Annotated in this window: 10 protein-coding genes and 1 pseudogene; 6 read left to right on the forward strand and 5 right to left on the reverse strand. The window is 41.9% G+C overall.

Features of this window, described 5'->3' with window-relative positions:
* Positions 1-31 precede the first annotated feature (31 nt).
* The 5 genes and pseudogenes from nhaD (RDV63_RS14215) to RDV63_RS14240 all read right to left on the reverse strand — a co-directional run bounded on the left by nhaD (RDV63_RS14215) (position 32) and on the right by RDV63_RS14240 (position 5,970).
* Positions 32-1,477, reverse strand: coding sequence for a sodium:proton antiporter NhaD (gene nhaD, locus RDV63_RS14215; RefSeq protein WP_313910155.1), 1,446 nt, complete (start codon positions 1,475-1,477; stop codon positions 32-34).
* 96 nt (positions 1,478-1,573) lie between these two features.
* Positions 1,574-3,006, reverse strand: a pseudogene (nhaD, locus tag RDV63_RS14220) (sodium:proton antiporter NhaD).
* A 65-nt stretch (positions 3,007-3,071) separates the two neighbouring features.
* Positions 3,072-3,926 carry a universal stress protein gene (locus RDV63_RS14230; protein WP_313910158.1) on the reverse strand — a complete coding sequence of 285 codons (855 nt, stop codon included), beginning with the start codon at positions 3,924-3,926 and terminating at the stop codon, positions 3,072-3,074.
* Positions 3,927-3,946: 20 nt separating this feature from the next.
* Positions 3,947-5,428: a SulP family inorganic anion transporter gene (locus tag RDV63_RS14235; RefSeq protein WP_313910159.1), complete on the reverse strand. Its 1,482-nt coding sequence runs from the start codon at positions 5,426-5,428 to the stop codon at positions 3,947-3,949.
* A gap of 65 nt (positions 5,429-5,493) precedes the next feature.
* Positions 5,494-5,970 (reverse strand): zinc ribbon-containing protein, encoded by a 477-nt coding sequence (locus RDV63_RS14240; protein WP_313910160.1) that lies wholly within the window; start codon positions 5,968-5,970, stop codon positions 5,494-5,496.
* A gap of 266 nt (positions 5,971-6,236) precedes the next feature.
* Between RDV63_RS14240 and leuS the strand changes: the two genes are divergently transcribed.
* From leuS to rlmH, 6 genes are all read left to right on the forward strand, one after another.
* Positions 6,237-8,822 carry a leucine--tRNA ligase gene (gene leuS / locus RDV63_RS14245; RefSeq protein WP_313910161.1) on the forward strand — a complete coding sequence of 862 codons (2,586 nt, stop codon included), beginning with the start codon at positions 6,237-6,239 and terminating at the stop codon, positions 8,820-8,822.
* Between the two features lies 1 nt (position 8,823).
* Positions 8,824-9,303, forward strand: coding sequence for an LPS assembly lipoprotein LptE (gene lptE, locus RDV63_RS14250; RefSeq protein ID WP_313910162.1), 480 nt, complete (start codon positions 8,824-8,826; stop codon positions 9,301-9,303).
* Positions 9,303-10,340, forward strand: a complete 1,038-nt coding sequence (gene holA, locus RDV63_RS14255; RefSeq protein ID WP_313910163.1) for a DNA polymerase III subunit delta — start codon at positions 9,303-9,305, stop codon at positions 10,338-10,340. The genes lptE and holA overlap by 1 nt, the downstream gene beginning before the upstream one ends.
* The gene (nadD, locus tag RDV63_RS14260; protein WP_313910164.1) at positions 10,333-10,974 is read left to right on the forward strand and encodes a nicotinate-nucleotide adenylyltransferase; all 642 of its coding nucleotides are present in this window, start codon (positions 10,333-10,335) and stop codon (positions 10,972-10,974) included. The genes holA and nadD overlap by 8 nt, the downstream gene beginning before the upstream one ends.
* Positions 10,975-11,054: 80 nt before the next feature.
* On the forward strand, positions 11,055-11,375 hold the full coding sequence (rsfS, locus tag RDV63_RS14265; protein ID WP_313910165.1) for a ribosome silencing factor: 321 nt from the start codon (positions 11,055-11,057) through the stop codon (positions 11,373-11,375).
* 6 nt (positions 11,376-11,381) lie between these two features.
* Positions 11,382-11,852, forward strand: coding sequence for a 23S rRNA (pseudouridine(1915)-N(3))-methyltransferase RlmH (gene rlmH, locus RDV63_RS14270; RefSeq protein ID WP_313910166.1), 471 nt, complete (start codon positions 11,382-11,384; stop codon positions 11,850-11,852).

Below are 11,852 nucleotides of genomic sequence, written 5' to 3' on the forward strand. Positions count from 1 at the left end.
AGTAATACTATTTTGATAATTTGGGTATTAATTATTTAGTCCCGCTAACAATATGAAACAAATCAGCATTTAACCACAAATGCGTTGCCACACTAGCTGCATAACCTAATAAAATAACCGGTGTCCATTTTAAATGGCCCATAAAGGTATAGTAACCACGCGCTTGCCCCATAAGTGCCACGCCAGCAGCTGATCCAATCGATAACAAGCTACCGCCTACACCTGCGGTTAAAGTAATTAGTAGCCACTGACCATGCGACATTACCGGTTCCATAGTTAACACCGCAAACATTACTGGAATATTATCTACTACTGATGACATTAAGCCCAAAACCACGTTGGCTAAAGTGGCATTACCACTGCCATAAAGAGTGGTGGATAACAGCTCTAAATAGCCAATATAGCCCAAGCCTCCAACACACATTACTACACCATAGAAAAATAATAAGGTATCCCACTCGGCACGTGCTACACGGCTAAACACATCAAAGGGCACAACTTGACCTAAAGAGCGCAACCGCTCTTCATCACCAACCCGCTCCGCCATAGCTTTTTTACGGGCTAAAGAGCCAGGTAAGCTGACCCGCAAAAAATAACCAAAAAATTGTAAATAACCTAAACCTGTCATCATGCCCAGTACTGGTGGCAAATCTAACCAAGAATGACAAATTACTGCCGAGGCAATAGTGAATAAAAACAAGGTAAGAATACGCAAAGCTCCCCGCTTTAATTCCACGTCTTCTTTTTGTGCAGCTGGGAAACGATTTTCAACAAAGAAACTCATAATGATGGCTGGCACCAAGTAGTTAACTACCGACGGCACAAATAAGCTTAAAAACTCTGTAAAGGTAACGATACCAGCTTGCCATACCATTAAAGTGGTAATATCACCAAAAGGAATAAAAGCGCCACCAGCATTAGCTGCAATAACAATATTGACACAGGTTAGGTTGATAAAGCGCTTATCACCTTCGGCCACTTTCATTACTACTGCACACATTAACATGGCTGTTGTCATGTTATTAGCAAAAGATGAAATTACAAAAGCCAGCACACCACTGATCCAAAATAAACTGCGATAACTAAAACCTCGGCGGATCATCCAAGCTCGCAAAGCATCAAATAAGCGGCGCTCTTCAAGGGCATTGATGTAAGTCATCGCTACTAATAAAAATAGCATTAACTCAGAGAACTCTAATAAAGTATGGCGAAAAGCTTCTGCAGCAACACCAGGCAAACCTGCTTGCATATATTTCCAGGCAATTAATACCCAGGTAATACCTGCTGCGACTAGTACCGGCTTAGATTTTCGTAAGTGAATTTTTTCTTCAGCCATTACCAACATATAGGCTAAAAAAAACAAGACTAAAGATGAAATACCAATAAAGGAGGTGGTTAGATTTAATGTTCCCGTTGCAGCGAACGCTGCTGGAGAAAATAAGCTACACAGCAGCAGATACAGCCAAGACTGTTTCACAAAGTTACCCTCAGTTTAAAAAAAGACGGCCAACAAATTCGGCAGCCTATTATAAAACATCTGGCCGAGAATACCCGGACTAGATAAGTAAATTAGTTAAAAATATGCACTATTTAACCAAAGGTGGGTATAAATGCTGGCAACATAACCTAAAAAGATAACCGGTGCCCATTTTAAGTGGCCCATAAAAGTATAATAACCCCGAGCCTGTCCCATTAGTGCCACGCCCGCAGCCGAACCAATAGACAACAAGCTGCCCCCACACCTGCTGTTAGGGTAATAAGTAACCACTGACCGTGAGCCATCTCAGGATGCATAGTTAACACCGCAAACATTACTGGAATATTATCCACAACCGCTGAAATCATGCCTAAAGCTACGTTAGCAGAAGTCGCATCCCATTGGGTATAAAGTAGATCTGACATCATGCTTAAATAGCCCATGAAGCCTAAGCCGCCGACACACATAACTACACCATAGAAAAACAGTAAAGTATCCCACTCAGCGCGTGCCACACGGTTAAAGACATCAAAAGGCACAACTTGGCCTAAAGAACGCAAACGCTGCTCATCGCCAACACGCTCGGCCATGGCTCTTTTTCGGGCTAAAGAGCCAGGTAAACTTACCCGTAAAAAATAACCAAAAAATTGCAAATAACCTAAACCTGTCATCATACCCAGCACTGGTGGTAAATCTAAAACAGTATGGTAGGCAACAGCAGTAGCAATAGTAAATAAAAACAAAGTCACTATTCTTAAGGCACCACGTTTTAATTCAATATTATCTTCAGCACCAGTTGGTTTACGGTTTTCAATAAAGTAACTCATAACAAGGGCAGGAATTAAATAGTTAACTGCAGCTGGCACAAATAACACTAAAAATTCAGCAAAATTTAATACTCCGGCTTGCCAAACCATCAAAGTGGTTATGTCACCAAAAGGACTAAAAGCACCACCCGCGTTGGCAGCAATAACAATATTAATACAACACAAGTTAATAAAGCGCTTATCACCTTCGGCAACTTTCATTACCACTGCACACATTAACAAGGCTGTCGTTAAGTTATCTGCGATAGGTGATATAAAAAAGGCTAAGCCACCCGTCAACCAAAATAATTGGCGATAACTAAAGCCTTTACGTACCATCCAACTACGTAACACATCAAATAAGCGGCGCTCTTCTAAGGCATTGATATAGGTCATAGCAACCAGCAAGAACAGCATTAGCTCAGCAAATTCTAGCAAAGTATGGCGAAAAGCGGCGGTAGATTGTTCAGAAAAGCCTACTTGAACATATTGCCAACCAATCATTGCCCAAATTAAACCTGCAGCTACTAGCACAGGCTTAGATTTACGCAGATGGATTTTTTCTTCTACCATGACTAAAGCTTAAGCAACAACAAATATTACTAAGGCCGTTATGCCGGTTAAACTAGCGGTTAAATTTAAACTGCCTACGCTGGCATAAGCCTCAGGGGTATAGCAACAGAATAATCCAACTAGTATCAGTAAATATTTTTGTATGTTCATGATAAAATCTGCACCTTAGCGCTTTAGTAAAAACTGTAAAATACCAGCAAAGAACACTCGAAATATTAACGTAGAATAAGTAAAGAGCACTTAGCATTACAAATCATGCCGGTAGTTGTGCTGCCAACGATAAATTGCCTAATCCTAGAGTGGCCATAAGCCCCCATCACCATCATGTCAATATTATGTCGTTGCTGATATTCATTTAGCACCGTTTCAGGATCACCTTCAACTATGGCACTTTGGGTTGTAAAGCCGGCCTGCTCTAACTGCAATATAGCCGCGGCTAAGCAATGCTTGTTTTCTTCATTTTTATCACCAGCCATCACTATATGCACAGGTAAGCCTTTAGCAAAAGAGCCATTGGCTAAAATTGTTAAACATTTTTCAGCAGTAGCACTACCATCAAAAGCCAGCATAATACGTTTTGGCTCTACATAACGCTGCTGAGTAAGTAAAATTGGGGAACTAATACTGCGGATAACGCGCTCAACATGTAAACCAATATGGCCATGTTCTTCAGCACTGCTAAAGCCACGTTTACCCATTACAACTAACCGCGTCTCATCTTGCATAGCCACTAAAGTTTCCACTAGCTGACCATGACGCAAGCGTTGATCAACATCAGCCACACCAGCCTGCTCAGCCCGTTCAGCCGCTGCATCTAAGATATGCCGGCCCCGCTCCATAGCTAATTTGCCATGCTTTTCATCTAATTCGGCCAGCTGTTGTAATAACAACTCTTGCGAACCTAAGCCAATGCTGCCACTTAAATCTGGAGTCTGTGTATGTAGGGCTTTATCTAATACATGAATAACCGACATAGGGGCTTGTAATTTATTGGCAGCCCAAACCGCATATTCACATATTGCTTCTGCATAAGGTGAAGCATCGATACATGCCATAATTCTTTTTTTCATAACTTGCTCCTGCCAACCCATTAATGATTAATTATTTTAGCCATCTCATCTTGATTAAGCGCTGAGAACTTATCCACTAAAGTGGCACTGGCTTCATTCAAGCCTAACAACTCAACTTCTGTGCCTTCGCGACGAAATTTAGTCACCACTTTATCTAAAGAACTAATAGCAGTAATATCCCAAAAGTGAGCTTGGCTTAGATCTATAGTGACTTTTTCTAGCGCCTCTTTAAAATCAAAGCCAGCAACAAACTGTTCGGCAGAAGTAAAGAACACTTGGCCAACAACTTGGTAACTACGCTGTTGCTTGTCTGCTGACAAGTTAGAACTGATAAACATAATTTGGCCAACTTTACTGGCAAAAAATAGCGCACTCAGTAAAACGCCGACAAAAACGCCATAGGCTAGATTATGAGTAAATACTGTCACAACAACGGTGGCTAACATCACAACGCTAGAGCTTTTGGGATTAGTTTTAATATCTTTTATGGATGACCAGCTAAAAGTACCTATAGATACCATAATCATAATAGCGACTAGGGCAGCCATAGGGATCATGCCGACCCAAGCATCCAGAAAAACCACCATAATTAACAAAAATATACCGGCTAATAGTGTTGATAGCCGAGTACGGCCACCTGACTTCACGTTGATAACCGATTGGCCTATCATGGCACAACCAGCCATACCTCCTATTAAACCAGAGCCTATATTGGCTACACCTTGGCCAACACATTCACGGTTTTTGTTACTGCTAGTGTCAGTTAAGTCGTCAATAATAGTCGCCGTCATTAACGATTCTAAAATACCTACCACGGCTAAAGCTAAAGCGTAAGGCAAGATAATCATTAAAGTATCTAAATTAAGAGGAACATCTGGCCATAAGAATATTGGCAGAGTGTCAGGTAACTCGCCCATATCCGCTACAGTGCGGATATCGATGCCAAAATACAAAGCAATAGAGGTTAAAACGATAATGCAGACTAAAGGTGATGGAATTTTTTTGGTTATATAAGGAAATAAATAAATAATGAATAGACCTAAAGCTGTCATGCCATACACCATAGTGCTGCCATGCTGGCCAACTAATTCTGGCATTTGCGCCATAAAAATTAAAATAGCTAACGCATTAACAAAACCTGTCACCACTGAACGGGAAACAAAGCGCATTAGATCGCCAAGTTTAAAAATACCAAACACTACTTGCAGCACACCTGTTAGCAAGGTCGCCGCTAGCAAGTATTGCAAACCATGCTCACGAACTAAGGTCACCATTACTAACGCCATAGCGCCAGTAGCTGCAGAAATCATAGCAGGCCGACCGCCAGCAAATGCTGTTATAACAGCAATACAAAAAGAAGCATATAAACCCACTTTAGGGTCAACGCCAGCAATAATCGAAAAAGCAATCGCTTCTGGGATCAAAGCTAATGACACCACTAAAGCGGCAAGCACATCGCCTCGTAGGTTAGAAAACCAATGTTGTTTTAAATAATTGAGCATACTGACTACTTAGGCCGGTAAAATTGGCGCGAATTCTAGCAAATTACCGCGCTGCTCGCCACTTACTAAACAGGTAAACCTTCACGATGAAACTGTATTCCACCACATTGGGTACAAGCTACCAATTCAGAGGGATGAGTATAATCAATATGCTGCAAGCAATTAGTACAACGATACCTAGCCATACCAACAACTTCACCTTGATGATAAATGCCTTTATGTTTAAAATCTTGAGCTAATTCTTGCCACTCTACTTGGCTTTTATCCGTAATAGCGCTTAGTGCTTGCCACAAGGCCTCTGGCCAAAAAGAGGGCACTGTATCCGGTGCATCTTCAGCATCTGCATGCTCTTGCCACTGCCGCTTTAAGGTTTCAATAAATAAGTCCGTTTCATAAACACTTAAGTCTTGCCCTGCTTTAATATAGGCTTTTAATTGCTCAACTAGGTTAATCATATTGTCCAGCTGACGTTGCTCTGCCTGTTGTAGCGTATTGGTAAAGTCAGTTAACCATTGCTGATATTTCTGTTTAAGGCTCTGCATACTTAACTCCTATTAAGAACTACGCATCTGCTATAGGTTATAGTATAACTGAATACTAAACAGCTGCATTTACACTAAGTAAAATATATTTTACTAAATAATTACATTCAGCTGCACTACCATTAAAACAGTAAAACCTTGCCACCTAGATATTCTCCAGCAAGGCCAATGCCGTTCTTGTTGTCAATACGTTGCTGCGGTATGCTATAGCCACTTTTTGCTGCAATGCCAGCAGCTGTATTAACCCCATTTTCTGGATGACCTTAATGCAAGAACAATACAACCCACAGCAGATTGAGACTGAGCTGCAGCAAGAGTGGGAGCAAACCCAAGCTTTTAAAGTGGTAGAAGACCAAACTAAAGAAAAATTTTACTGCTTGTCTATGTTTCCTTACCCAAGCGGACGCCTGCATATGGGCCATGTCCGTAACTACACTATTGGTGATGTTGTTAGCCGCTTCCAGCGCATGCAAGGTAAAAATGTTATGCAGCCTATGGGTTGGGATGCCTTTGGTTTACCTGCAGAAAACGCAGCAATTAACAATAAAACCGCGCCAGCTAAATGGACTTACGAAAATATAGACTATATGCGCAATCAGCTAAAACGCTTAGGTTTTGGTTATGATTGGGATCGTGAGTTTGCCACTTGTCAGCCAGAATATTACAAATGGGAACAATGGTTCTTTACTAAGCTATACGAAAAAGGCTTAGTTTATAAAAAAATGGCCACAGTAAACTGGGATCCAGTTGATCAATGCGTTTTAGCAAACGAACAAGTAATAGATGGCCGAGGTTGGCGTTCAGGCGCTTTAGTAGAGCAACGGGAATTAGCACAATGGTTTATTAAAATTACCGCTTATGCTGAGGAACTTTTAGCTGACTTAGATCAGCTAGACGGCTGGCCTGAGCAAGTAAAAACCATGCAAAAAAACTGGATTGGTCGCTCTGAAGGCGTTGAAATCCATTTTGATATTGCCAACAGTGATCAGCAGTTATCTGTTTATACCACCCGTCCAGATACGCTCTATGGTGTAACTTATGTTGCCGTTGCCGCCCAGCATCCGCTTGCTTTATCCGCTGCAGAAAACAATCCTAAATTAGCTGCTTTTATTGCCGACTGTAAAGGTGGCAAGTTAGCCGAAGCAGAATTGGCTACTTTAGATAAAAAAGGCTGCGCAACCGGTATCTTTGCTATTCATCCTTTAACCGGTGAACAAGTGCCTGTTTGGGTTGCTAATTTTGTATTGATGGACTACGGCTCTGGCGCAGTTATGTCAGTGCCCGCCCATGACCAACGTGACTATGAGTTTGCAAGTAAGTATGGCTTACCTATTAAGCAAGTTATTACCACCGCAGATAACAGCGCAACAGATATTAGCAGTGAAGCTTATACCGAGCATGGTATTTTAATTAACTCTGCTGAATTTAATGGTTTAGATTTCGAGCAAGCCTTTAGTGCTATTGCCGCTAAGCTAAAAGCCGATAATCGTGGCGAAATAAAAGTTAACTATCGCTTACGTGATTGGGGTGTGTCGCGCCAGCGTTATTGGGGCGCACCTATTCCAATGCTAAATTTAGCTGATGGTACTCAAGTGCCTGTGCCTGAAGACCAACTACCGGTTATTTTACCTGAAAATGTTGTAATGGATGGCGTGACTTCGCCTATTAAGTCTGACCCTGAATGGGCTAAAACCAGCTATAAGGGTATGGAAGCCTTCCATGAAACAGATACCTTCGACACCTTTATGGAATCTAGCTGGTACTACGCCCGCTACTGTAGCCCAAATAGCGATGATGTGATGCTTGATCCAACCAAAGCCAATTACTGGCTACCGGTTGATCAATATATCGGCGGTATTGAGCATGCAATTATGCATTTATTGTATGCCCGTTTTTTCCACAAACTATTGCGTGATGTCGGCTTAGTTAACTCAGATGAGCCATTTAAGCAGTTGTTATGTCAAGGTATGGTGCTAGCAGAAACCTTCTACCGTGAAACTGAAAATGGCGGTAAAGAGTGGTTCTCACCGCAAGATATTACGATAGAACGTGATGAGAAAGGCCGTATTACTTCGGCAATACATACTCGTGATGGCAAGCCGGTTATTTCTGCTGGCATGAGCAAGATGTCAAAATCGAAAAATAACGGTATTGATCCACAAAAAGTAATCGACCAATACGGTGCTGATACTGTGCGTTTATTTATGATGTTTACCGCACCACCAGAGCAAACACTAGAATGGTCTGACTCAGCAGTAGAAGGCTCACACCGTTTTATTAAACGTATCTATGCTTTAGTTGCTAACTTTATTACAGCAGGCTCTGTTGGCCAGCTTGATCTAGCTGCACTGACTCAAGAGCAAAAAGTGTTACGCCGTGAGCTACATAAAACCATTGCTAAAGTCTCTGACGACATTGGCCGTCGCTATACTTTCAATACCGCTATTGCTGCTGTAATGGAGTTATCGAACAAGCTACATAAAGCCAGTTTAGCGACAGAACAAGACCGGGCTGTTATGCAAGAAGCCTTATTGGCAACCTTGCAAATGCTTAACCCAATGATCCCGCATGTGGCGCAATATTTATGGAAAAAACTTGGTCAAACTCAACTTATAGAACATAGCCAATGGCCAGTTGCTGATCCTAGTGCCTTAGTTGAAGACGAAAAACTAGTTGTAGTACAAGTTAATGGCAAAGTACGTGGTAAAGTCACTGTCTCGGCAAGTGCAGATCAAGATACAGTGCTAGATCGCGCCAAAGCAGAAGATAACGTGAGTCGTCATTTAGACGGTATGACTATTCGTAAAGTTATCTATGTGCCAGGCAAGCTGCTTAACTTGGTGGTGGGCTAAGATGGCACGCGGTATAGGCTTACTAATACTTGTTAGCAGTTTACTGCTAACAAGTTGCGGTTTTCATTTGCGCGGCAATTTGCCGCTAAGCCATTTTCCAGCTATGCACATTCAAAGTGATCGCCACTCACAACTGGCACAATTAGTCATCGCTAAGCTGCAGCATAACAAAGTGCAATTACTGGATACTGCTCAGCAAAATGCGCCTATGCTACAGCTAGTAAACGACTCGCTAGAGCGCCGCACCTTATCGTTATTTCCTAACGGTCAAGTAGCCGAGTATGAACTAATTTATAAAGTGAGTTATGCCCTAACCATGTCTGACACTGAAACTCAGTTTTACCAGTTTGAGTTATTTCGTGATTATCAAGATGACCCTAATCAAGCCTTGGCAAAAGCTAATGAGTTAGAGCTGATGTTAGGCGAGCTGCGTGAACAAGCGGCAAACCGCATTCTTCGTCAATTGTCTCGGCTGCATTAATGCAAAAGCTGTATGTCAATCAACTAGCAGCACATTTACAACAGCCATTAGCCGGCTGCTATTTAATCTTTGGTGAAGAGCCATTACAAAAGTTAGAGGCCATAGACGCAGTTCGTTTAGCAGCTAAAAACCAAGGTTACTCTGAACGCATCAGTTTACAGGCCGATACTCAATTTGATTGGCTGCAATTAGAAGCTGAATTACAAGCTATGTCACTCTTTGCCGAGCGGCGTTTAATTGAACTGGAATTAGTCCAGCAAAAACTAAGCCCAGTAGCAAATGATAGCCTAAAGCAGCTTCCTGGTTTATTAAATCCAGATGTGGTGTTATTAATTCATGGCGAGCGGAGTCTTAACGATGTTAGTAAGCTAGTCTGGTTTAAGCAGCTGCAAACACAAGCCGTTCAAGTAGGCATTTATCAATTAGATGATAGGCAAAGCTTACAATGGCTGAATCAGCGTGCTCGTCAGTTACAGCTACAGCTCACACCTGATGCTATCGCCTTATTACAACACCACTGTGCCAGCAACTTGCTAGCAGCAAGGCAAGAGCTTGAAAAGCTCGCCCTAAGCGACATCAAACAAACCATCGATGCCAACACCTTAGAGCAGTTTTTAGCTGATCACTCACATTTTACTGTGTTTCAATTAATCGATGCTATGCTTGCTGGCCAAGCCGATGAAGCCTTACATCGTTTACAACGCTTGTATCAACAAGATGTAGAGCCCATTATCATTGCTTGGCAATTACATAAAGAAGTAAGTCAGTTACAACAACTGCAACAAAGTCAACAACCGCTGGCTCAAACCTTTAAGCAATTAGCTATTTGGCCAAAACGCCAGCCACAATATCAACAGGCATTATCTCGATTATCGACTAAATGGTTAGACTTTTTATTGTTGGAGTTAGCTGCCTTTGATCGTTTATATAAAAGTGGCCAACTTATAAATACCGAACTTGCCTTGAGCCATTTAGTCTTATTATTTATTACACCAGTGGCAAAAAACTTTAGTTTGCAACAGGCGCAAAATGACTAAACAAATTAATTTACTTGGTGGAACTTTTGATCCCGTGCATCTTGGCCACATTAGCATCGCTCGTGCTGTTGCTAAAGAGTGTCAATTAAGCCGTGTTGACCTTATGCCTTGTCACGTGCCGCCACACCGGCAAAGCCCTGGGGTAAGTGCTGAGCATCGTTTAAATATGGTAAAGCTAGCTGTAGCCCCCTACCCTGAGCTTGGCGTGCAAAGTATAGAATTAAATCGCAGCTCTTTATCTTACACTGCAGAAACCGTTAGGCTTTTACGCCAGCAATTTCCTAATGCTAGGATTAATTTAATTATTGGTATGGACTCACTCAGTCGGTTTTGTAGCTGGCATCAATGGCAAACTATACTGCAACAAGCTAATTTAATTGTCTGTCGCCGCCCTGGCTATAGTGTAGAGCAAGGCGATGCCCCTCAGCTTATCAGCCACTATGCCTGTGATTCATTAGCACAATTACAACAGCAACGTTATGGCCAAATTTGGCTAAGCCGCAATGCAATGGTGCCTATTTCTGCGACAGAATTGCGTTTGGCACTGCAACAAAAACAAACTGTTCAGCAGTGGATTACGCCTGATGTACTAGCTTATATTCAACAACACAACTTGTATCAACAAGTAAACTAATTAGGATTACTATCCTATTACAGATCCACTTAGGCTTTTTATGTTAAAATGCCTGCTTAAATATAAAATGAGGAATTAGGGTGGAAACCAGCGAGCTATTAAGTTTTATTCTCGATAAAGCCGACGATATGAAAGGACGCGATATTATTACGGTAGATGTTAGAGGCAAATCACCCGTTACCGATTATATGGTGCTGTGTTCGGGAACTTCTACTCGTCATACCAAGTCTATTGCTACTCACGTCGCTAATGAAATGAAAAAAAAGGGTGTGCCAGCCTTAGGCTTAGAAGGCCAAGCCTCTGGTGATTGGGTGCTATTAGATATGGGCTCTGTTGTATTACATGTATTAGTTGAAGAAATGCGCGACCATTATCAATTAGAAAAGCTTTGGGATGTTTAATAACCCATGAAGTTAATTATTATCGCTGTAGGCAGTAAAATGCCCACTTGGGTGCAACAAGGTTACGATGAATATGCCCGCCGTTTTAGCCGAGATTTACCGCTAGAGTTAATTGAGATTCCAGCAGGTAAGCGGGGTAAAAATGCCGATATTAAACGTATTCTTGAGCAAGAAGGCGATAAAATGCTGGCAGCCGTAGGTAAAGGCTGCAAAATAGTAACGCTTGAAGTAACAGGCCATAATTGGAGCAGCCCACAACTGGCAACTAAGTTAGTGGAATGGCAGCATGATGGTAGAGATATTTGTTTGTTAGTCGGTGGCCCTGAAGGTTTAGCGCCTAAATGCATTGCTGCTAGTGAAGAGAAGTGGTCATTATCAGCATTAACCTTACCTCACCCTCTGGTTAGAGTTGTGTTAGCTGAAAGCTTGTATCGAGCATGGAGCATTAGTACTAACCACCCTTATCATCGCGAGTAA

This window comes from Rheinheimera sp. MMS21-TC3 (assembly GCF_032229285.1).
GTDB lineage: Bacteria > Pseudomonadota > Gammaproteobacteria > Enterobacterales > Alteromonadaceae > Alishewanella.

Coding starts and splice junctions, on each gene's coding strand:
- RDV63_RS14235 (WP_313910159.1), bottom strand. CDS start 5,428: ATGCTCAATTATTTAAAACAACATTGGTTTTCTAACCTACGAGGCGAT.
- holA (WP_313910163.1), top strand. CDS start 9,303: ATGCAAAAGCTGTATGTCAATCAACTAGCAGCACATTTACAACAGCCA.
- RDV63_RS14230 (WP_313910158.1), bottom strand. CDS start 3,926: ATGAAAAAAAGAATTATGGCATGTATCGATGCTTCACCTTATGCAGAA.
- leuS (WP_313910161.1), top strand. CDS start 6,237: ATGCAAGAACAATACAACCCACAGCAGATTGAGACTGAGCTGCAGCAA.
- RDV63_RS14240 (WP_313910160.1), bottom strand. CDS start 5,970: ATGCAGAGCCTTAAACAGAAATATCAGCAATGGTTAACTGACTTTACC.
- nadD (WP_313910164.1), top strand. CDS start 10,333: ATGACTAAACAAATTAATTTACTTGGTGGAACTTTTGATCCCGTGCAT.
- rlmH (WP_313910166.1), top strand. CDS start 11,382: ATGAAGTTAATTATTATCGCTGTAGGCAGTAAAATGCCCACTTGGGTG.
- lptE (WP_313910162.1), top strand. CDS start 8,824: ATGGCACGCGGTATAGGCTTACTAATACTTGTTAGCAGTTTACTGCTA.